Source organism: Psychromonas algarum (assembly GCF_004376845.1).
In the GTDB taxonomy this organism is placed as follows: Bacteria; Pseudomonadota; Gammaproteobacteria; order Enterobacterales; family Psychromonadaceae; genus Psychromonas.
Window position 1 is genome coordinate 121,055 of sequence record NZ_SNUW01000006.1, and the last position, 21,067, is coordinate 142,121.

Genomic DNA, 21,067 nt, shown 5'->3' on the forward strand with positions numbered 1-21,067 from the left:
CTCCTCCCTATACTAACTTCGCTTCAGAAATCGATATATCTGCCAATATGTTACCTTTACGTTTTAACTTATAAAGCACGGTTAAAATAATAAGCAGCGAAACTAATAAATATGCCAAGCTAGACATTGGATGCTGAGAAAAAGTAGCAATTTGGTAATAAGCAACCGAGACGATATAAGCAATTGCCGTTGACCAAATGGCAATAAAACGAGCCCAGTTAGTTCCAACTTCTCTTACAATTGCCCCCATAGCCGCTGCACATGGTGCATATAAAAGAATAAACAAAAGATAAGCAAAAGCGGCTTCTTGGCTCACAAATGATTTTTTGATATTGCTATAAATTGTTAAATCAACCCCTTGTTCTTCAGCAGAGGCCTCTAAATCAGCTACATCCCCAACATTAATTCCTAATGGATCTGTTACATCAATTCCCATTAAGTTTTCTGGGATAGTTGCAACGGCAGCATTCAATTTATCTAATAATGTGAGTTCTGCTTCATCATCACTTTCTAAACCAGAGTAAAGATTATTTAATGTACCAACAACCGCTTCTTTTGCGAATATACCAGTGACAATACCCACTGTTGCAGGCCAATTGTCATTAGTTATCCCTAATGGAGATAATACCGGCGTGACAATTTGAGCACCTCTACTTAATAGAGAGCTATCACTATCTTGATGGCCAAATGTTCCATCAACACCTACTGAATTAACAACATTTAAAATCGTTACAACTAAGACAATGGTTTGACCTGCGCCAAATACAAAACCTTTTAACTTTTGCCATGTTTTGATTAATGTGTTTTTAATCGTTGGCAGTTCATAATCCGGAATTTCTAAAAACATGCTTTCACTTTTGCCCGGTAGAATTGTACGGCTTAGTACAAAACCTGTTAGTACTGCTACTAAAATACCAATTAAATAAAGTAAAAAAACAATATTTTGTCCATGCTCAGGAAAGAACGCACTAGCAAATAAAGCATAAACAGGTAGTCGAGCTCCACAAGACATAAAAGGAGACATAACCACTGTTAATAAACGTTCACGCTCTTTTTCCAAGGTTCTAGCTGCCATCACCGCGGGTACAGTACAGCCAAAACCAACGATCATAGGAACAAAGGATTTCCCTGGTAATCCGATATATTGCATTGCACGGTCAATAACGAATGCAGCTCTTGCTAAGTAACCAGAACTTTCAAGCATCGCTAAAAATAAATACAAACAAGCAATAACAGGAATAAAGGTCATTACTGTTTGAATACCATTTCCGGCTCCGTAAGCAAGTACGTTGATTATCCAATCAGGAGTATTGATGACACCTAACCAATGAGCCGCTTCATCAACAAAAATAGCACCCGATGCAATATCAAAGAAATCGATAAAAGCGCTACCAATGTTAATAGCAAACATAAACATTAAATACATCACTAATAAAAAGACAGGAATACCGGTATAACGATTTAAAGTAATTGCATCAATTTTTTCTGTTAATGTTTTACTCAAACGCCCTTTGGTACGAACTGCATTTTGAGTTAATCCGTAAATAAAGGTGTAACGAACATCGGCTACCTGTAAATCAATATCAATACTTAATGTATTGCGTAGTTGCGATATTTTAACTTGATCTTTCTCTGAACACTGCTGTATTAAGGTATGATCATTCTCAATACATTTAATGGCTAAAGCCGTCTTATTTAAAGTAGAGTCGACTGAGACAAGTTCAGTAACTTGATTAATAACCGGTTGTAGTTTTGTCCCATAATCAAGCGAGAAATCTTGAGATAACTCATCTAAATTTTGTGTAGATAAAGCACGCGTTAATTGTTTTACAGCTTTTTGATCATGCGCTGATAAAGAAATAACCGGACAGCCTAATTGCTGACTTAATAATTTTTCATTTATAACAAGGTTCTGTTTATCAGCGAGATCCATTTTATTAAGCACAACTAATACAGGCAAGCCTAGCTCTAAAAGTTGTAACGTTAAATACAAGCTTCTTTCTAAACAACTTGCATCAATTATGTTCATCACAATATCTGGGTTGCTTTGCATAATATATTCAAAAGCAACTCGCTCATCTAATGATGAGCCTAAGTGGTCATAATCAAGGTTATAGATACCAGGTAAATCAATCACTTTTACAGGTTTATCGTTGTCTAATGTAAATTGCCCTGTTTTTTTCTCTACAGTTACACCACTCCAGTTACCAACACGTTGATGGCTACCAGTAAGTGCATTAAATAACGTTGTTTTACCTGAATTGGGGTTGCCAATTGTTGCAATGTTTAAAGTCATCTTATCCTTCCACTACTATTTTTTTTGCAATACTTTTACGTAAAGCGATAGAACTATTTGCACAACGAATAGCAATCGGATCTCCTAATGGAGCTACGCGTAATAATTGAATTTCTGCTTTTGGCAAGAACCCTAAATTAAGTAATTTTTTGCGCATGATAGGTTCAATTGCATTGATATTCACGATATTTGCAATTTGCCCTACTTTTAATTCTGACAATAACATTGATAACCCTTAGTCTGACTCAAACGGCATTATTAATATGCAATGCCTACATTTACCGCCTAAGTTAATACAAACCATTATCATTTACAATAAAGTTTACCTGTATTAATTAGGTATAAACATGAGTATTGTTTTAGATCAATTTATAATGATTATCATTATTTAGCTTTAACGCTATTCATTTAGTATTTTTAGTAACTTCAAGTATCATATGCAAAAGTATTAACAGATAGGAATCATAATGGATTTTGGTGAATTAAATTTAGTCTACTCTACAGACGGCGGAAAAGTTGCAAAAACTAAACCACTGCAAGTTGCACCTGAAAGTGATGGCATTATTCGTTTACATCGAGAAACAAAAGGTCGGAAAGGAAAAGGTGTCACTTTAATTAAAGGATTACAGCTAGATGAAAAGGCAATTAAATTATTAGCCAAAGAGATAAAAAAACGGACTGGCTGCGGTGGAACAGTAAAAGACTTTGTTATTGAAATTCAAACAGATAAGCGCGAAATCATTAAATCTGTCTTAGAAAAACAAGGCTATCAAGTCAAATTAGCTGGCGGTTAACTTATTTCATGATCTCATACATCAAAAAGGGGCAATAGCCCCTTTCTAATAAAGTGCCAATAAAGCTCTACTTACAAACTAACGCAACATTATCAAAATGAACACCTGACCAGCCATTAATCATAAATTGTCGAATATTTTGATGATCGCTTGCTTCTGGAAAGGCTAAAACATCATCACGATAGTAAGTCCCAAAACAAGCTAATGTTTGTTCTTCCGTTAATTTATTTAATTTAGCAAAAGAAAATAATTTACATGAACCAGAGTTTTCTCCTGCTGCGTTATGTTGTTTGCCATTAGAGAATGCAGTTTCAGTGAAATGGTAATTTTCTTCAATCACGGCCATTGATTCATTAAATTCAATTTTTTTTGGTTGGTTTTTTAATTTGTTTAAAAAATCACTTAATGTCATTGTATTTCCTTATATTTAATCTTCTTCAAAATAAATTGTTTTGTTCTGAGGTAAATTTTCAGGGCTAACTGATTCACCTTTAATACGCTTTTCTTCATCAGCCCATTCACCTAAATCAATCAGCTGGCAGCGTTTACAGCAAAATGGACGATATAAACTTTGCTTATCCCAAACAACCTGTTTTTGACAAGTTGGACAATTCACCTTCATTAATTTTCCTTGCTCATAACTATTTAATAATTAACTTTAATATTGTACCTTTAACAAAGTACTTGCTCGAAATAAGTACAATCTGCATGACTATTTTCAGCATTTATATTCATAAAACGAATTGAATATCGTTGCTTATGACCGGATATCATAGGATAAATTTTTAAAGCGGGATCAACATTAACAATAATAAATAAAGCCTGTTCAACTTCACTCTGGAAAAAACCATTTTTAGCTTGTTGCTCAGATTTAACACCCTGATGGCGTTTTATTTTTAGAAATAGAGTCAATGCGCGTTCTAATATTTTAAAGTGTTCAAACCATTGTTTAGCATCTTCTTGGCGCACAGTAATATCTTGGGATTGCCAGAAATGAAATTGTGGCAAATCAAAGCTGCAGCTGCCACCAGGAATAAAAAAGCGTTGTTTTAATGAGGTCAGAAAACGACTATCTTTAAAAAATTTAAGCTGTTTTGACATCACTAACAGTGCACTCATTAGCTCACTTATCTCTGAGATAATTTCTTCAACAGCTTTTTTATCAGCCTGTTCATAAGATAACCATGATTGCATTTGTTCAGACAATTTTCGTAAATCTTTAATTAAATCTAAACGAATATCACTGCGGTCGCTTAGCTCAATTAATTCAAATAATGCTTTAAAATAACTAACAGTATCACTTTCATTATTGAATAATATGCTTTGATTAATTTGTAAAAAAAGTGATTCGAAACGTAAATAACTACGGCTTTTTTCAGTGAGTGGATATTCAAAAGTGATCATAAGGTTATCTATTTTTTGTTAAAGATTAAGAGTACATCAAAAATGTGAAACACAACATTATAAAACCTAATAAGTACGATCATAACAAGGTTAAAAATTGTGTATGTAATATTTTGATGTTGTGTTTTAAAGTATTAAGGTCTTCACTATTATTATCAATAATATAATCAGCCTTTTCTAAGCGTTGTTCTCGTGTCAATTGAGCTTTCATAATTGCTTGGATTTGTGCTTTTGTATTACCATCTCGCAAGATAGCTCGTTCTATTTGCACCTGCTCATTGACATCAACTAGCAAATTATATTTTGTATATTTCGTTAAATTATTTTCAAATAAAAGCGGTGCTTCTAATATGGCATATTCACTTTTAGCGGCATTCAATTGAGCGAGCATAGTGTCGCGAATAAGAGGATGCAATAAAGCATTTAACCATTGTTTTTTTGCTTCGCATTTGAAAATAATATCACGAAGTTTTGCTCTATCTAAAGCATCTTCTTGGTCTATGACATCTTTACCAAAATATAGTTCAATTTCAGCTAAAGCCGGTTGGCCAGGTTCAACAACTTGGCGCGCAACTTTGTCTGCATCAACAACGTCAATTCCTAATTCTTTAAATTCATTTGCAACCGTTGATTTACCGCTCCCAATACCACCTGTTAAGCCTATGATTAAACGCATTTCAACTTCTCTTTATTTTAAATTATTACTTAGCGGTTATTTTATAGGAGTTAAGACGATAGATCATTGGTATTCAAAGGCCATTAAGGTAATATTTCATTTTTTATTGCTGTCTGGGAATTTACCATGGTTGAACAAGAAATTGCACAAAGTGTTACGTTGGCTTTACACGAAGATTTAAATGGATTATCAGCCAGTGATGGTGATATTACTGCTAATTTAATCCCAGCGGATAAGCTTTCTAAAGCAACTGTCATAACACGTGATGATGCTGTTTTCTGTGGTAAAGCATGGGCTCAAGAAGTCTTTCGTCAATTAGGTGATAATGTCACAATTACATGGCATGTTGATGATGGTGTCTTTGTTAGTGCCAACAGCCCTCTTTTTACACTTGAAGGTCCAGCAAGAACGTTATTAACAGGTGAACGTAGTGCATTAAATTTCATTCAAACGCTTTCTGGGATTGCTACTACAACAAAGTATTACTCGGATTTAATCGCAACCACAAAATGTAAGTTATTAGATACCCGAAAAACCTTACCAGGCTTACGTAATGCATCAAAATATGCAGTCAAATGTGGTGGCGGATTTAATCACCGTATTGGATTATATGACGCCTATTTAATTAAAGAGAATCATATTATGGCTTGTGGTGGGATCAGTGAAGCAATCAAAACGGCTAATCAACATCACCCAGAACGTTGGGTGGAAGTTGAAGTCGAAAGTATCGATGAGCTTAAACAAGCACTTAATGCAGGGGCTCAGCGTGTAATGCTAGATAATTTCACCATTCCTATGATGCAAGAAGCAGTTGCTATTAACCAGAGTAATGCACAACGAGCTGATTTAGAAGTATCAGGTAATGTCGATAGCAATACTATTTTAAGTTACGCAGAAACTGGCGTTGATTATATTTCAGTAGGAGCATTAACCAAGCACGTACACGCTGTTGATTTATCTATGCGCTTTATATCTGAATAAGAAAAGTATTAATAAATAATCTACTCTCATAATTCCATCTACACTTATTAAAAGATTAATTTAATAAGATATAGGTGGAATTTATGTTTTTATTACAGCAAAAATTATTCTCTATTGGATTTATTATTTCTGCATTATTTATTCACTCTCCAAGCTATGCCCAATCCCCTCCTATTCAATTGGCAACTCAATTTCGAGATGAAATTAATATTGAACAATATTATGTTAGTGAAAAATTAGACGGAGTAAGAGCATATTGGGATGGTCATAAATTAATATCTAGACAAGGAAATATTTTTACTGCGCCAGCTTGGTTTACTCGCTCATTTCCCAAAGAACCTTTAGATGGTGAATTATGGATAGCAAGACAAGAGTTTGAAAAAGTATCAGGAATTGTACGCACTCAAAATAATCATAATGAACAATGGCAGCAAGTCACATATATGATTTTTGATTTACCTAATAATAAAGAACCTTTCTCGCGACGTATTACAAGAATGCAACACTTGGTTGAGCAAGCAAACTCCCCTTATTTACAGATAATAAAACAGCAAAAAATAAAGGATAACCAAACCTTACAAATATTATTAAATCAAACAGTAATGGATGGTGGAGAAGGTTTGATGTTGCATCACCAAGGCGCTTTATATCAAACAAAACGTAACCGCGATTTAATGAAATTGAAAAAATTTGAAGATGCGGAAGCAATTATCATTGCTCATATACCCGGTAAAGGTAAATATCAAGGTTTATTAGGCGCTATTCTAGTTGAAACTAAAGAAGGAATAAGATTTAAAATAGGATCTGGATTTAGTGATCAAGAACGAAAATCACCACCTGCTATTGGCAGTGTTATTACCTATCGTTTTACAGGAAAAACACGTAACAATATTCCTCGGTTTGCTTCTTATATGCGCGTACGTGTTATCTATTAATACACCTTAGGAAAAATCAAAGTAATCGTCGAATAACGCTCATATTAGCCTTAGGAAAGTCATATTCAGTTAACTCTGCGCCACTAACCCATTTAATTACCTGCCCTTCCTGTGCAACGGCATCATATGCAAAAGTTGTAACAAGGTAGAAATGTAAACTTAGATGTAGCTCGTCATATTGAAAATCTAATGCATCGAATAACTGATAGTCAATAGCAGTAAGGCCGACTTCTTCTTTTAACTCTCGAATCATTGCATTCTCAGTTGTTTCTCCGTTTTCTACCTTTCCTCCAGGAAACTCCCATTTACCCGCTAAATGCTGGCCTGCTTGTCGACGACTAATCAGGAACTGCTCATGATGATTTCTTACAATAGCAATACTAATAGTTTGTTGCTGCATGTTGCGTCCTCTTAATAAATATTTAGGTAATAAAAAAGGTGGCCTTCAAAGAAGTACCACCTTTAACTTGGTCATTAATTTTTATTAACCTAGTTTACCATGACATTGCTTGAACTTTTTACCTGAACCACATGGGCAAGCTTCGTTACGTCCTACCTTCTTTTCTTGGCGAACAAAGGTATCAGAAGATTCTTCAGATTGATGAGCAGAATCTGCCTCTCCTTCTACTTGTGCATGTTGAAATTGTAAATTAGCTTTTGCATCATTTTCTCGACGTTTTTCTTCAATCGCTTGTGCTTCTTCACGACTCTGAATTTGTACTTTAGACAAAATACCAACAACATCAGATTTTAAGTTTTCTAACATTTCAATAAACAAACCATATGATTCACGTTTATATTCTTGTTTTGGATCTTTTTGAGCATAACCACGTAAATGAATCCCTTGACGTAAATGATCCATTGCCGATAGATGTTCTTTCCATAATGTATCAATGGTTTGTAACATAACTGATTTTTCGAATCCGGCAATAATAGACTGGCCTACTTGCTCTTTTTTCTCTTGATAAACAGCTTTTGCATGCCCAACAATGTTTTCACGAATAGTTTCTTCTTGTAGATTTGCATCATCAACTAACCATTGCTGTACTGGTAATTCGATAAGGAAATCTTGTTTTAATCGTTTTTCAAGGCCTTCCAAATCCCATTGCTCTGTTAGTGACTGCTGTGGAACATATTCATCAATACAAGAATTAAATACATCACCCCAGATTTGTTCAATGTTTTCAGTTATCTCTTCACTATCCATCACACCATTACGTTGTTGATAAACAACTTTACGTTGATCATTTGCAACATCATCAAAGTCTAATAGTGATTTACGCATATCAAAGTTACGGCCTTCCACTTTGCGTTGAGCATTCTCAATAGCACGCGTAACCCATGGATGTTCAATTGCTTCACCGTCTTCCATACCTAATTTTTTCATCATATTAGATACTTTTTCAGATGCAAAAATACGCATCAATGAATCTTCCATTGATAAGTAGAAGCGACTTTCACCGGCATCACCTTGACGACCGGCACGACCACGTAATTGATTATCAACACGACGTGATTCATGACGCTCAGTACCAATGATATACAAACCACCGGCTGCTAATACTGCCGCCTGATCTTCTTTCCAAGCTGCGGTTTCGGCTTGAATTTGTTCTTCAGTCAATTCACCTAGTTTCTCTAAACGATTTTGTAAATTCCCCCCTAACACAATATCAGTACCACGACCAGCCATGTTAGTTGCAATCGTAACCGAACCTAATGCACCAGCTTGAGCGATGATATCAGCTTCTTTTTCATGGAACTTAGCATTCAAGACACTATGTTTAATATTCGCTTCAGTCATTAAATTAGATAATAACTCAGAGTTTTCGATAGATACTGTACCAACCAATACTGGCTGACGACGCTCTAAGCGCGTTTTAATATCACTAATGATCGCTTGGTATTTTTCAAGACTTGTTAAATAAACTAAATCACCACCATCTTTGCGCACCATTGGGCGATTAGTTGGAATAACAATGGTTTCTAAACCATAAATAGATTGAAATTCAAATGCTTCGGTGTCCGCAGTACCAGTCATACCGCCTAATTTTTCATATATACGGAAATAATTCTGGAATGTAATTGAAGCAAGCGTTTGGTTTTCATTTTGAATTTGAACACCTTCTTTTGCTTCTACAGCTTGATGTAGTCCTTCTGACCAACGGCGGCCAGGCATAGTACGACCAGTATGTTCATCAACGATGATAACCTCACCTTGCTCAGAAACAATATATTCAATATCTTTTTCAAATAAGGTGTGAGCACGCAGCGCTGCATTAACATGATGTAATAAACTAATGCTTGAAGCTGAATATAATGATTGATTCTCATCTAATAGACCACGCTCTTGTAATATGCGCTCAACTTTTTCTTGTCCACGTTCAGTTAATAACACCTGTTTACTTTTTTCATCAACAGTGAAATCACCATCTCCAATGTACTCTTCAGTATCTTCTTTATCCTGTTTTGTAAGCAATGGGATAATACTATTCAATTTAGTATAAAGTGTTGCATCACCATCCGTAGGGCCAGAGATGATCAATGGTGTTCTAGCCTCATCAATTAAGATTGAGTCTACTTCATCGACAATTGCAAAGTTTAAACCACGCATTACGCGTTGTGATGCTTCAAAAGCCATGTTGTCACGAAGATAATCAAAGCCAAATTCATTATTTGTGCCGTATGTAATATCCGCAGCATAAGCCGCACGTTTTTCTTCACCACTCATACCGGATAAGTTAATGCCAACCGTTAGCCCTAAGTACTCAAATAACTGTGCATTCCACTCTGCATCACGACGAGCAAGGTAATCATTAACCGTAATAACATGTACCCCTTTCCCCGTTAGGGCATTAAGGTAAGCTGGTAATGTTGCTGTTAATGTTTTACCTTCACCAGTACGCATTTCTGCAATTTTATTTTCATTTAAAACCATGCCACCAATCAGCTGAACATCAAAATGACGCATACCAAAAACGCGCTCAGATGCACTGCGTACAACTGCAAAAGCTTCAACCAGAATGTCATCAATTGTTTCGCCATTTGCTAAACGCTCTTTAAAATAAGCTGTTTTAGCCTTAAGTTCTTCTTCTGAAAGAGCTTTTATCTCAGGCTCTAATTTATTAATTTCATTAACAACTTTACGTAAGTTCTTAAGGTAACGGTCGTTGCGACTGCCTATTATTTTTGTTATTAGCGATGTGATCATTTTGCTTTTCTCATTGTAAAAAATTGAATAAAAAAGTTGTAATTTAGCTTGGCAATCTATGTCTAAAATAATTTGAGTCTATATCTGCTCTTTAAACTTAATAAGCTTCCTAAAAAATAACTATCGGCTCTAGCTTGGTAATCTATGTATATAATAATTTGGATCAATCTGTCGGCCATCTTTTATAACTTCATAATGCACATGTGGCCCAGTAGAACGTCCTGTACTCCCCATAACAGCAATCTGCTGTCCTTTTTCAACAACAGCTCCTACAGAAACAATTAATGCCTCTGCGTGAGCATAACGCGTGACAAATCCATTACCATGATTAATTTCAACCATTAAACCATAACCACTATGTTTTTCAGCGGCTGTTACAACACCTGCAGCCGTAGCTACGATAGGCATTCCTGTATAACCTGCAATATCAACACCTCGGTGGCGACGTAAACGTCCTGTAAAAGGGTCCGCTCTAGTACCAAACGGGGAAGATATCCAAGAACCTTTTCCTGAAATAGGACGCCCTGAAATAAATAGCTCATCAATGAGATGGTGATTGTTTAATGCGAATTCAAGCTGTTGTAATTGATTTTGACTATTTTTAAATTGATATGAGAGCTGTGCTACATTTTTTTTCAATAACGGTAACTCAGGTTTCTTCAATAGTGATGGATAATAAACACTCCCTAAAGGAATATCCTGTTCAAGATCAAACTCTTCTTTAGGTAAGTTGGATTTTTCAATAACGCGTTCACCTAAACTATTCAAACGGTTACTTTCTGCCTGTAATTGCCCGATTTTAGCTGCCAAGGCTTGTAATTCTTGATTTGTCTGAGATTGGATAGACTGTAAATATTGCTGTTTTAGTAGATTTCTTTCATTAACTGACTCAATTTTATGCTGAGTCAGTTGTTGGTGGTAATGAGATTGCAATAGCCAGGCACTTGTCATTAAAACTGCAATAGTAAACACACAAATAAAAATAAATGTCGATCTGCTAATAGAAAAGCTATGTTTAGATTCCTTCCTATTATAAATAACCGTTATACTCATAAACCTAATTCACTATTAATGGCTGTTATGACAACACATAAAAAACAACCTAAATCCATTGCATCATTATTAAAAAAAAATAATTACCAACAAAGCACATCATTGATAAGCAAATTGGACATAATACTACAAAGGTTTTTGAAACAACACCAAATCAGTGGTTGTCGTATAGGAAATATTGAAAATGGGAGCTTGATTATAGAAAGTCCTACTTCTATTTGGCTCCAACGATTACAATTTATACGTAGCGATATTTTAAGTGAGTTGCGACAACACCACTCATCATTAATCAGTATTAAAATAAAAGTGAACCCAGAACTTGCTAAAGTTAGTCCATCTGTATTAAAAAAAAATAAACCTATCCCAAAACGAGCACAAAAAATGAGTAAGGACATTGCGGACTCTTTTTTGGCTTTAGCGGAAAATGCCGATCCCAAATTAAAGAAAGCGCTACAATCACTTGCAAAGTTCTCTACTAATAAAAAGGAGTAATTTATTTTTATTAATAGCGAAACAAAAAAGCCACTCTATTTACATAGAATGGCTTTTAAATTTAACAACTAAAGCAGCTAATTTATAACATTAAGCAGAAACAAATACAGGCTCTATATATTGTACTGGAGATTCACTTACAGGTTCTTCAAATGTAACCATTTCAAATGCTTCTTGATCTGCTAATAAAGCACATAACAGTTTATTATTTAAAGCATGTCCTGTTTTATAAGCTTTTAAATGACCTAAAATAGTATATCCAGATAAGTATAAATCACCAATTGCATCTAATACTTTATGTTTTACAAACTCATCTTCATAGCGTAGGCCTTCAGGATTTAATACTCTGAACTCATCTAAACCAATAGCATTATCCAAACTTGCACCTAATGCTAAATTGTTAGACTGAAGGTATTCAACACTTTTCATGAATCCAAAAGTACGTGCACGACTTATCTCTTTAACAAATAAATCACCAGAAAATTGCATTTCGACGTGTTGGTTTTGACCTTCAAAAACAGGATGATCAAAATCAATTTCGAAATCTAAACTGAAACCTTTATCTGAAGGATGTAATTCAGCCCACTTACCTTCTTTTTCATCTTCAACACGTACTGTTTTCTTAATTCGAATAAACTTTTTAGCCGAATTTAATTCTTCAATACCAGCAGACTGCAGTAAAAAGATAAAAGGACTTGCACTACCATCCATAATAGGAATCTCAGGTGCATCAACGTCAATAATGATGTTATCAATACCTAAACCAGCCAATGCTGCAGATAAATGCTCAACAGTAGAAATTTTTTCGCCTTGTTCATTAACTAAACAAGTACATAATAAAGTTTCTTGTACGGCTTGTGCATGAGCTTTAAAGCTCACTACAGGGTCTAGATCAATACGACGATAAACAATACCTGTGTTTGCAGGTGCAGGGTGAAACTCTATAGTTACTTTATTCCCTGAGTGCAAACCAATACCAGTTGATTTTACACTTTTCTTTAACGTTCTCTGTTTAATCATCTTACGACCTCCACTACGATATTCTCTGCGACATATTATAGCAGTTTGTGACTTTTATCACAAACATTTTATATTCGCACTTACCTTAAGTACTGCTAAGCAAATTAGTTATCAGCTTGACGTCTTAAGAAAGCAGGAATATCTAAATAACTTTCTGTGCCTGTTTTATCTTTTACTTCAGCAATAGGCTCTACAACTTCAGGCTCTAGCTCAGTTTCTACTTCAGAAACATCTTTTTCTGTCGCTTCTTCACCTTCATTTGAGACAGTGTGTGTTTCCACTTTTTTCTCTGCATTTTCTGTTGATGTTTTCTTAGCATCCAGTATTGGACTTTTCACAACACTTAAATCTGATTTACGCTCACCAATCCCTGTCACGATAACAGTAACGTGTAATTCACCACTATCAAGCTCAGGATCAACCGTAACACCGATGATATTTTGCGAATCTTCTGAAGCAAATTGTTTTAGTGCATCACCAACGATGTGGTATTCATCCCAGCTAAAGTCAATACCAGCAACAATGTGTACTAATACACCACGCGCGTCAGATAAATCGACATCTTCTAATAGTGGACACGAAATAGCCTCTTCAACAGCTTCTTCAGCTCTGTTTTCACCAGAAGAAACACCGATTCCCATTACAGCCGTTGTACCAGCTTCAGTCATAACTGTACGAACATCTGCGAAATCGATATTAATTGTACTTTCTTCATTATTAATGATTGAAGAGAAACCTGAAACAGCATCGTAAAGTACGCCATTAGCTGCACTTAATGCATCTAAGAATGAAATCCCACGAGGCAATGATTTTTGTAGCTTATCATTTGGAATGATCAATAAAGAATCAATATTTTCAGATAAACGTGCAATCCCTTGAGTTGCGTAATTCATACGCTTGCGGCCTTCAAACAAAGAAGGTTTTGAAACTACACCAATAGTTAGTGCGCCTTCTTCTTTGGCAATTTCAGCAACCACAGGGCAAGCACCAGTACCAGTACCACCACCCATACCTGCAGCTATAAAGACTACATCGGCACCAGCAACAATCTCACGAATACGCTCTTTATCTTCTAATGCAGATTTATAACCAATCTCCGGATTTGCTCCAGCACCTAAACCATTAGTGATGTTAGTACCTAATTGCAGACGAATGTCTGCTTTTGATGAACGTAATGCCTGAGCATCGGTATTCATCGCAATAAATTCTGCGCCAGTAAGACCTTTTTCAATCATATAGTTGATTGCGTTACCGCCACCGCCACCAATACCAATAACTTTAATTATGGCCTGTGCTGAATGCTCTTCATCATCGATTATTTCAAACATTTGACTCTCTTCCACTCTATTAACTTCTTGTGACATCGTTTGTTACCACCCAATCCATGAAACTTGATAACTAATATTCTTTTTTTATCCAGTTTTTTACTTTACCGAATAAACTTGTAAAGCGATTTTCAGGTTCAGCTTCCTCTTCCCCTATAAAATCACCATTTTTATAACGTAATAAACCAACAGCCGTTGAATAAGCAGGAGAATCTACATCATTAGATAATCCTTGAATATGTTGTGGTTTACCTATTCTAACTTGGATATTACCAAAAACTTCTTCAGCAACCTCAACCAATCCTTCAATTTGTGCAGCACCGCCCGTTATAACTACACCAGCGGCTAATTGTTGCTTTAAACCTTCACGAGCGAACTTATCGTTGATCTTATAAATTTCTTTTTTAACTAACGTTAATAGCTCACTATAGCGAGGTTCGATAACATCAACTAAAATAGAACGCTGCAAACTACGTGCGGCACGTCCACCTACACTTGGTAACTCAATAATTTCATCATCTTTTACTAATGAACGATCTAAACAACCATAGTTTACTTTTACTTTTTCAGCAGAAGCTGGCGGCGCGCTGAAGGCAATCGCAATATCATTAGTAACAGAGTTACCAGCATAATCTAAAACCATACTATGTTGTAACGATCCGGCAATATAGATGGACAAGTCCATTGTACCGCTACCCATATCGATCATACACACACCCAACTCTTTTTCATCTTCACTTAAAATAGCAGAGCTCGATGCAACACCAGAGAAGATAAGTTGGTCAATTATAAGTCCACAACGTTCAACTGCTTTTTCTAAATTTTTAACTAAATCATTATGACAAGTGATCAAATGCACATTAGCTTTTAATTTAACCCCAGATAAACCAATCGGATTATTAATGCGACTTTGTGAATCGAGAGCATATTCTTGTGGTATCACATGCAATAAACGTTGCTCATCACGAATTTTGATTGAACGTGCATTATGAATAACGCTCTCTACATCATAGGCAGTAACTTCATTTTCTTCAATCGCCCATGTACCAGCTTCATTGATTGATTCAATATGAGCACCAGAAATAGATAAATTAATAGATGAAACACGACAATCTGCCATCTCTTCAGCTATTTTTAATGCACTTGTAATCGATTCAACTACTAAATCTAAATTAGTAACGGAGCCTTTATCAACTCCTTTTGAAGGAGCAGTACCTACACCGACTATATTAATTGCATCGTTCGCTAATAATTCACCGATTAAGACAACCACTTTATGGCTACCAATGTCTACACCAACTGTGTAATTATTTTCCATTCTTTTATCACCATATTCTCTATTAAGGAGAGCAGAATTAACTCCACACCCATATTACCTCAAGATGCTTTATCAGGCACAAGCTCGGATAGATGAGCACTATTTTTTATTTTTTTTTATATCTTTCCATCCAACAGCTAACCCAGTGTCATAACGTAGATCAACATACTCGATATTATTAATATCATAGTTTTTTGTAATTCGAGGAAACGCTTTTAAAAACAACTGAATACGTTCTAGTTTTTGTTCTTTTCCTAACTTTAAAGTAATACCATTTTTTAAAACTAATGCTGTTGAATTACGCTTATCACTACTTAATGCTGCAATACGATAATGGCTTGGTTCAATTAACTGCTTTAATTGCATGTAAGTATTCAATACCTGCTCTGAATGCTCATTTTCCCCAGACAACGCAATATATTCATCATCGGTACTCGGTATTACATTTATTATCTCACCAAAACGATTTAATAATGTTTTTTGATTCCAAGAGGCCACAATAGTTTGCTCAACAATATGAATTTTAATCGTATCAGGCCAATGCTTACGAATAGAAACAGAGTACACCCAAGGCATTGCTTCTAATTGTTTTTGTATATCAGAAATTTCTAATGTAAAAAAGTTAAGTTTATCTTCTTGTTTAATTAATACATCTCTTACAACATCATAAGTTATGTGTTCCCTATCACCCGTTAACACAAGTGATGTTAAAGGAGAAGATTGCTGATCCGTTAACCAAAATTTTAATTTAAAAAAAGCATCTTGTAAGGAAAAAATCAAAAGCAAAAAAATAAAGAAACTAATCCATTTGCTTATTTTTACTTGTTTTAATTTTTGCCACATAAGTTATAAAGTTTGCTTTAAAATGTCTAAAACAAGCTGATCAAAACTTATACCTGCTTCTTTTGCTGCTTTGGGTACTAAACTTGTTTCAGTCATTCCCGGTACCGTATTCACTTCCAATAAATACCAATTTTTATCACTATCTCGCATAAAATCAACTCGTCCCCAACCACTACAACCTATAGTTTTGAATGCTTCTTCAGCTAACAAATTAAGTTCAGTTAACTCTTCATCAGATAATCCACATGGACATAAATATTGTGTTTCTGTTGATTGATATTTTGCTTGATAATCATAAAATTGATTAGTTGTTTTCATACTAACTGCGGGTAACGCTTTACCATTAAGCATGGAAACAGTGAATTCATCACCGGTTATCCACGATTCTAATAAGACTTTATCATCAAACTTGAAAGCCTCTTCTAATGCAGCAATTAGTTGTTCTGGGTTTTCAGCCTTTGCCATACCGATACTCGAACCTTCGTGTATCGGTTTAACCATTACCGCACCCGATAATTGCTCTAGTATATCGGCAGCAGATGCTGACTCAAAGTTTTCTTTGACAATAATTTGATAGTTAGCAGTAGGTAATCCGTAACATTGCCAAATTTGTTTGGTTTTTGCTTTATCCATTCCAATAGCAGAGCTTGATACATCACTTCCTGTAAAAGGAATATTTAAAGCGCTAAGAAAACCTTGAATAACGCCATCTTCCCCACCTCGTCCATGTAGAACAATAAATGCACGCTCAAACCCTTGTGCTTTTATTTGAGATATATCATTGAATTTAGGGTCGATGCCATGAGCATCAACCCCTCCACGTATTAATGCATTTAAAACTGCATTGCCGGAGTTTAACGAAACTTCACGTTCAGCACTGTTACCACCAAATAAAACAGCCACTTTCCCAAAATCGTTCTTCATTAGCTAGCACTCACTTGTTTCATTTTTTGTATATCTAATTTTAACTCAGCTAACGTTTTAACAACGGCGCCAATATTTCCAGCCCCTTGTGTTAGTACAAGATCACCATCTTCAATAATATTTGCTAAAACACCAGGTAACGCTTCAGGAGAAGGTACGAAAATTGGCTCTTTGCCACTTTGTTGGCGGATAGTTCGACATAATGAACGACTATCAGCACCTGCAATTGGAGCTTCGCCTGCAGCATACACGTCTAATAATAATAATTGATCAACCTGTGACAGTACATGAGCAAAATCTTCGTAAAGATCACGTGTACGTGAATAACGATGTGGTTGATAAGCCATAACTAATCGTTTTTCTGGCCAACCTTCGCGTGCAGCGTTAATAGTCGCTTGTACTTCAGTAGGATGATGTCCGTAGTCATCTGCAAGCATTGCTTTACCGCGTCCAGTTTCAAACTCCCCATATTGTTCAAAGCGTCTTCCAATTCCTTCAAAGCTTTCTAACGCAGATAAAATTGCATCATCTTGAATATCATCTTCCATTGCAACAGCAATTGCCGCTGCTGAATTTAATGCGTTATGTTTACCAGGTAAATTTAGACGAATGGTTAAATCGGGACGATTTGCTCGATGTACTATAAATTCACTTCTATTTACTGTCTGTTTAAACTCAGAAATACGTACATCAGCTTGTTCATGAAAACCATAAGTGACACATTGACGAGCAAAGCGTGGGATCAACTCTTCTACAACTTGATCATCTAAACAAACAACAGCAGTACCATAAAAAGGTAAATTTTGAATAAAGGTCACAAATGTATCCTTTAAAACCTCAAAGTCACCTTGATAAGTATCCATATGGTCAGCTTCAATATTTGTCACCACTGAAACCATTGGTTGTAAATGTAAAAATGAAGCATCACTTTCATCAGCTTCTGCAATTAAATAACGGCTTTGACCTAATTTTGCATTGGTACCAGCACTATTTAATAAGCCACCAATCACGAATGTTGGATCTAAATTAGCTTCGCGATAGATGCTTGCAATCAAACTGGTTGTTGTCGTTTTTCCATGCGTACCTGCAACAGCAACACCATGTCTATAACGCATTAATTCAGCTAACATTTCAGCACGACGGACAACTGGAATACGGGCTTGTTGTGCAGCTAATAGCTCAGGATTTTCTAAATTAATAGCGGTTGAAACAACAACCACTGACGCACCGTATATATTTTCTTGTGCATGACCAATAAAAATTTCAGCCCCTAACGAACGTAAGCGCTTAACAACAGTATTTTCAGCAATATCAGAACCCGTTATTTTGTAACCTTCATAAGCTAATACTTCTGCAATGCCGCCCATTCCAGCACCACCTATACCGACAAAATGGATCTGTTTTACACGTCGCATTTCAGGGATCATGGTACGAATTTCTGCTAATTCAATTTTTATCATCGGACTTCACTTTCAATATATTTATACTAAGGCATTACAAACAGCAGCGACTTGCTCCGTTGCATCTCTAATTGCTACATTTTTACAGTTTTGGCTCATATTTATAAGCAATTGCCTATTTTGGCTTAATGTCAGCAAAGATTCACTTAATTTTTTATGATTTAACTCTTTTTGTGCTATCAACATAGCTGCATTAGCATTAACTAAGCTTTGTGCATTTTTTGTTTGGTGATCATCAACAGCATGTGGCAAAGGAACAAAGATGGCTGGAAGCCCTACCGCTGAAACTTCAGCCACTGTTAAGGCACCTGCACGACAAATAATTAGATCCGCCCATGTATAAGCTTGGGCCATATCAGTGATAAAATCTTGTACTTGATAATCAATATTCGTTTTCTGATAAGTTGTTAAAATAGCTTCAGAATTGCCTTTACCTGTTTGATGTAATACAGATATTTGTGTTGCATCAAAATCTAATAATGCTTGTGGTACTATGTCGTTTAATACTTTGGCGCCTAAACTGCCGCCAATGACTAAGACTTTTAAGGTAGAATCAGCTGGACTAAACACTTTATTCGGTAAATTCAAAAGCTCTTGCCTAATAGGATTACCAACCAAAATAGCCTTTTCATCAGAAAATGCACCTGTAAAACCCATTAGTACCTTTTTAGAAAAATGAGATAGTAGGCGATTGGTCATCCCTGCCGTTGCATTTTGCTCGTGTAAAACAACGGGAATACCTAAAGTCCAAGCAGCAATGCCGCCAGGTCCACTCGCAAATCCTCCCATTCCCAAAACTAAATCAACTTTTCTTTTCTTTAATACTTTACGAGCTTGAAAAATAGACTTAATAATATGAAATGGTGCCGCCAATAGACGCTTAATACCATTCCCTCTTACGCCAGCTACATCAATAAAATCAATTTCAAAACCATGCTCAGGTACTAATTTAGCTTCCATTCTTGCAGCAGTTCCTAACCAACTGACCTTCCAACCTTCACTTTTTAATTTATTAGCAACAGCCAAACCAGGAAAGACATGCCCTCCTGTTCCACCTGCCATCACTAATAAGCTTTTAGTACTATTCATTTTCTACCACCTCAGCATTCTTTTCTGATACTTTTTTATTTTCAGCTTTCTTTTTACCAGGTGGTGTAATAATTCGAGCTTGTGACGAGCTTATTCGAGTTTCAAAATCAATACGTAAGAGTAATCCAACGGCAATAGCGATGGTTATTAAACTTGATCCGCCATAACTAATTAATGGCAATGTAAGTCCTTTTGTTGGGGCAATACCAGAAGCAGCACCAATATTAACGGCAGTTTGGAAAGCAAACCAAATAGAGATACCAATAGCCACATACCCTGCAAAAAATGCATTTTTATCAAGTGCTTTTTTACCAATAGAAAATGCTTTATAAACTAAAACAAACTCTAAGATGATCACTATACTCACACCAATAAATCCTAATTCTTCGGCTAGGATTGCCATGATAAAATCAGTATGAGCTTCTGGTAAATACTCTAATTTTTGAACCGAATTACCTAAACCTTCACCAAACCAACCACCTCGTCCGAAGGCCATTAAAGATTGAGTTAATTGGTAACTTCGACCAAAAGGGTCTGCCCATGGGTCTAAGAAACCAAATACACGCGCCATACGATAAGGAGAGGTTACAATTAATAATATAATGACAGACAATAAAGCAACGGCAATTCCTACAAAAGAGATCATTCGGGCATTAGCAATAAATAACATCCCCATCATGATCACAACAATTACAACTGTCGACCCTAAATCCGGTTGTAACAATAATAATAAAGCTAATATGGCCAAAACAAACAGGGGCTTCATAAAGCCTTTAATAGTATCCACAACCTCTTTTTGACGACGTATAAGATAACTAGAAAGAAATAAAGTAACTGCAAGCTTTGCAAACTCTGAAGGCTGAATATTAAGAGGACCAAGGCGTAACCAACGTAAAGAACCATTTACTTCAGTACCAACCACCAAGACCAATATAAGTGCACCTGTTGAAGCCACTAAAATATGAGGGGTATATTTATGCCAACGATCAATTGGAATGGATATAACAACAGCAATAAAAAATAAACATAATATGAGGTAGATAAAATGTCGTTTAAAAAAACGGAATGGGTCAGCCGATAAAGCAATCCCTTCAGGCATAGAAGACGAGGTAACAATAATTAAACCAATGCCCATCAAAGTAAATACCAGTACTAATAAGGACCTATCATATGCAGGAATAGGCCTATTAGGATTAGTTTTAAACAGTGTTAATACACTAGATAGTTTAGCGCAAATTTTTTGCCACAT

The 21,067-nt window shown here is 35.7% G+C and carries 21 protein-coding genes; 4 read left to right on the forward strand and 17 right to left on the reverse strand.

The annotated features are described in order from the left end of the window. Positions 1 to 7 precede the first annotated feature (7 nt). Entirely contained in the window at positions 8 to 2,296 is a 2,289-nt protein-coding gene (gene feoB / locus E2R68_RS06970; protein ID WP_134276796.1) for a Fe(2+) transporter permease subunit FeoB, read from the reverse strand. Position 2,297: 1 nt separating this feature from the next. Then, positions 2,298 to 2,522, reverse strand: a complete 225-nt coding sequence (locus tag E2R68_RS06975) for a FeoA family protein (protein ID WP_134276798.1) — start codon at positions 2,520 to 2,522, stop codon at positions 2,298 to 2,300. Positions 2,523 to 2,763: 241 nt separating this feature from the next. Here E2R68_RS06975 and yciH point away from each other — a divergent pair, with 241 nt between their 5' ends. Continuing rightward, the gene (yciH, locus tag E2R68_RS06980) at positions 2,764 to 3,090 is read left to right on the forward strand and encodes a stress response translation initiation inhibitor YciH (RefSeq protein WP_134276799.1); all 327 of its coding nucleotides are present in this window, start codon (positions 2,764 to 2,766) and stop codon (positions 3,088 to 3,090) included. Positions 3,091 to 3,157: 67 nt separating this feature from the next. On the opposite strand, the gene E2R68_RS06985 is transcribed toward yciH, so the two are convergent. The 4 genes from E2R68_RS06985 to coaE all read right to left on the reverse strand — a co-directional run bounded on the left by E2R68_RS06985 (position 3,158) and on the right by coaE (position 5,170). Then, positions 3,158 to 3,502 carry a HopJ type III effector protein gene (locus E2R68_RS06985; protein ID WP_134276800.1) on the reverse strand — a complete coding sequence of 115 codons (345 nt, stop codon included), beginning with the start codon at positions 3,500 to 3,502 and terminating at the stop codon, positions 3,158 to 3,160. Positions 3,503 to 3,517: 15 nt separating this feature from the next. Then, on the reverse strand, positions 3,518 to 3,712 hold the full coding sequence (gene yacG, locus E2R68_RS06990) for a DNA gyrase inhibitor YacG (protein ID WP_028869794.1): 195 nt from the start codon (positions 3,710 to 3,712) through the stop codon (positions 3,518 to 3,520). Between the two features lie 50 nt (positions 3,713 to 3,762). Beyond that, positions 3,763 to 4,494 carry a cell division protein ZapD gene (gene zapD, locus E2R68_RS06995; RefSeq protein ID WP_134276801.1) on the reverse strand — a complete coding sequence of 244 codons (732 nt, stop codon included), beginning with the start codon at positions 4,492 to 4,494 and terminating at the stop codon, positions 3,763 to 3,765. 79 nt (positions 4,495 to 4,573) lie between these two features. Then, a complete protein-coding gene (gene coaE, locus E2R68_RS07000) occupies positions 4,574 to 5,170 on the reverse strand; it encodes a dephospho-CoA kinase (protein WP_134276803.1) in 597 nt (198 codons plus the stop codon). A 126-nt stretch (positions 5,171 to 5,296) separates the two neighbouring features. On the opposite strand from coaE, the gene nadC reads away from it, so the two are divergent. Next, on the forward strand, positions 5,297 to 6,151 hold the full coding sequence (gene nadC, locus E2R68_RS07005) for a carboxylating nicotinate-nucleotide diphosphorylase (RefSeq protein WP_134276805.1): 855 nt from the start codon (positions 5,297 to 5,299) through the stop codon (positions 6,149 to 6,151). Between the two features lie 83 nt (positions 6,152 to 6,234). Beyond that, positions 6,235 to 7,086, forward strand: coding sequence for a DNA ligase (locus E2R68_RS07010; RefSeq protein ID WP_134276806.1), 852 nt, complete (start codon positions 6,235 to 6,237; stop codon positions 7,084 to 7,086). 16 nt (positions 7,087 to 7,102) lie between these two features. On the opposite strand, the gene mutT is transcribed toward E2R68_RS07010, so the two are convergent. The 3 genes from mutT to E2R68_RS07025 form a co-directional block, all read right to left on the reverse strand. Further along, on the reverse strand, positions 7,103 to 7,486 hold the full coding sequence (mutT, locus tag E2R68_RS07015) for an 8-oxo-dGTP diphosphatase MutT (RefSeq protein WP_134276807.1): 384 nt from the start codon (positions 7,484 to 7,486) through the stop codon (positions 7,103 to 7,105). A gap of 84 nt (positions 7,487 to 7,570) precedes the next feature. After that, on the reverse strand, positions 7,571 to 10,294 hold the full coding sequence (secA, locus tag E2R68_RS07020) for a preprotein translocase subunit SecA (protein ID WP_134276809.1): 2,724 nt from the start codon (positions 10,292 to 10,294) through the stop codon (positions 7,571 to 7,573). 129 nt (positions 10,295 to 10,423) lie between these two features. Further along, on the reverse strand, positions 10,424 to 11,245 hold the full coding sequence (locus E2R68_RS07025; RefSeq protein WP_243834625.1) for a M23 family metallopeptidase: 822 nt from the start codon (positions 11,243 to 11,245) through the stop codon (positions 10,424 to 10,426). A 129-nt stretch (positions 11,246 to 11,374) separates the two neighbouring features. Here E2R68_RS07025 and E2R68_RS07030 point away from each other — a divergent pair, with 129 nt between their 5' ends. Then, positions 11,375 to 11,839, forward strand: coding sequence for a DUF721 domain-containing protein (locus tag E2R68_RS07030; protein ID WP_134276813.1), 465 nt, complete (start codon positions 11,375 to 11,377; stop codon positions 11,837 to 11,839). Between the two features lie 90 nt (positions 11,840 to 11,929). Here E2R68_RS07030 and lpxC read toward each other — a convergent pair whose 3' ends face one another. The 8 genes from lpxC to ftsW all read right to left on the reverse strand — a co-directional run bounded on the left by lpxC (position 11,930) and on the right by ftsW (position 21,067). After that, positions 11,930 to 12,859, reverse strand: a complete 930-nt coding sequence (gene lpxC, locus E2R68_RS07035) for a UDP-3-O-acyl-N-acetylglucosamine deacetylase (protein WP_134276815.1) — start codon at positions 12,857 to 12,859, stop codon at positions 11,930 to 11,932. A gap of 104 nt (positions 12,860 to 12,963) precedes the next feature. After that, the gene (gene ftsZ, locus E2R68_RS07040; protein WP_166738827.1) at positions 12,964 to 14,187 is read right to left on the reverse strand and encodes a cell division protein FtsZ; all 1,224 of its coding nucleotides are present in this window, start codon (positions 14,185 to 14,187) and stop codon (positions 12,964 to 12,966) included. 70 nt (positions 14,188 to 14,257) lie between these two features. Then, on the reverse strand, positions 14,258 to 15,502 hold the full coding sequence (ftsA, locus tag E2R68_RS07045) for a cell division protein FtsA (protein ID WP_134276819.1): 1,245 nt from the start codon (positions 15,500 to 15,502) through the stop codon (positions 14,258 to 14,260). Between the two features lie 99 nt (positions 15,503 to 15,601). Next, the gene (locus E2R68_RS07050) at positions 15,602 to 16,345 is read right to left on the reverse strand and encodes a cell division protein FtsQ/DivIB (protein ID WP_134276821.1); all 744 of its coding nucleotides are present in this window, start codon (positions 16,343 to 16,345) and stop codon (positions 15,602 to 15,604) included. A gap of 3 nt (positions 16,346 to 16,348) precedes the next feature. Then, entirely contained in the window at positions 16,349 to 17,269 is a 921-nt protein-coding gene (locus E2R68_RS07055; protein WP_134276823.1) for a D-alanine--D-alanine ligase, read from the reverse strand. Next, the gene (gene murC, locus E2R68_RS07060) at positions 17,269 to 18,729 is read right to left on the reverse strand and encodes a UDP-N-acetylmuramate--L-alanine ligase (protein WP_134276825.1); all 1,461 of its coding nucleotides are present in this window, start codon (positions 18,727 to 18,729) and stop codon (positions 17,269 to 17,271) included. The genes E2R68_RS07055 and murC overlap by 1 nt, the downstream gene beginning before the upstream one ends. A gap of 21 nt (positions 18,730 to 18,750) precedes the next feature. After that, entirely contained in the window at positions 18,751 to 19,818 is a 1,068-nt protein-coding gene (gene murG, locus E2R68_RS07065) for an undecaprenyldiphospho-muramoylpentapeptide beta-N-acetylglucosaminyltransferase (protein ID WP_134276827.1), read from the reverse strand. Further along, positions 19,811 to 21,067 carry a putative lipid II flippase FtsW gene (gene ftsW / locus E2R68_RS07070; protein WP_134276829.1) on the reverse strand — a complete coding sequence of 419 codons (1,257 nt, stop codon included), beginning with the start codon at positions 21,065 to 21,067 and terminating at the stop codon, positions 19,811 to 19,813. The genes murG and ftsW overlap by 8 nt, the downstream gene beginning before the upstream one ends.

Bases quoted from the DNA above. Each gene is read 5' to 3' on its own strand.
- feoB (WP_134276796.1), bottom strand. From the start codon at position 2,296: ATGACTTTAAACATTGCAACAATTGGCAACCCCAATTCAGGTAAAACA.
- E2R68_RS06975 (WP_134276798.1), bottom strand. From the start codon at position 2,522: ATGTTATTGTCAGAATTAAAAGTAGGGCAAATTGCAAATATCGTGAAT.
- yciH (WP_134276799.1), top strand. From the start codon at position 2,764: ATGGATTTTGGTGAATTAAATTTAGTCTACTCTACAGACGGCGGAAAA.
- E2R68_RS06985 (WP_134276800.1), bottom strand. From the start codon at position 3,502: ATGACATTAAGTGATTTTTTAAACAAATTAAAAAACCAACCAAAAAAA.
- yacG (WP_028869794.1), bottom strand. From the start codon at position 3,712: ATGAAGGTGAATTGTCCAACTTGTCAAAAACAGGTTGTTTGGGATAAG.
- zapD (WP_134276801.1), bottom strand. From the start codon at position 4,494: ATGATCACTTTTGAATATCCACTCACTGAAAAAAGCCGTAGTTATTTA.
- coaE (WP_134276803.1), bottom strand. From the start codon at position 5,170: ATGCGTTTAATCATAGGCTTAACAGGTGGTATTGGGAGCGGTAAATCA.
- nadC (WP_134276805.1), top strand. From the start codon at position 5,297: ATGGTTGAACAAGAAATTGCACAAAGTGTTACGTTGGCTTTACACGAA.
- E2R68_RS07010 (WP_134276806.1), top strand. From the start codon at position 6,235: ATGTTTTTATTACAGCAAAAATTATTCTCTATTGGATTTATTATTTCT.
- mutT (WP_134276807.1), bottom strand. From the start codon at position 7,486: ATGCAGCAACAAACTATTAGTATTGCTATTGTAAGAAATCATCATGAG.
- secA (WP_134276809.1), bottom strand. From the start codon at position 10,294: ATGATCACATCGCTAATAACAAAAATAATAGGCAGTCGCAACGACCGT.
- E2R68_RS07025 (WP_243834625.1), bottom strand. From the start codon at position 11,245: ATGACAAGTGCCTGGCTATTGCAATCTCATTACCACCAACAACTGACT.
- E2R68_RS07030 (WP_134276813.1), top strand. From the start codon at position 11,375: ATGACAACACATAAAAAACAACCTAAATCCATTGCATCATTATTAAAA.
- lpxC (WP_134276815.1), bottom strand. From the start codon at position 12,859: ATGATTAAACAGAGAACGTTAAAGAAAAGTGTAAAATCAACTGGTATT.
- ftsZ (WP_166738827.1), bottom strand. From the start codon at position 14,187: ATGTTTGAAATAATCGATGATGAAGAGCATTCAGCACAGGCCATAATT.
- ftsA (WP_134276819.1), bottom strand. From the start codon at position 15,502: ATGGAAAATAATTACACAGTTGGTGTAGACATTGGTAGCCATAAAGTG.
- E2R68_RS07050 (WP_134276821.1), bottom strand. From the start codon at position 16,345: ATGTGGCAAAAATTAAAACAAGTAAAAATAAGCAAATGGATTAGTTTC.
- E2R68_RS07055 (WP_134276823.1), bottom strand. From the start codon at position 17,269: ATGAAGAACGATTTTGGGAAAGTGGCTGTTTTATTTGGTGGTAACAGT.
- murC (WP_134276825.1), bottom strand. From the start codon at position 18,729: ATGATAAAAATTGAATTAGCAGAAATTCGTACCATGATCCCTGAAATG.
- murG (WP_134276827.1), bottom strand. From the start codon at position 19,818: ATGAATAGTACTAAAAGCTTATTAGTGATGGCAGGTGGAACAGGAGGG.
- ftsW (WP_134276829.1), bottom strand. From the start codon at position 21,067: ATGTGGCAAAAAATTTGCGCTAAACTATCTAGTGTATTAACACTGTTT.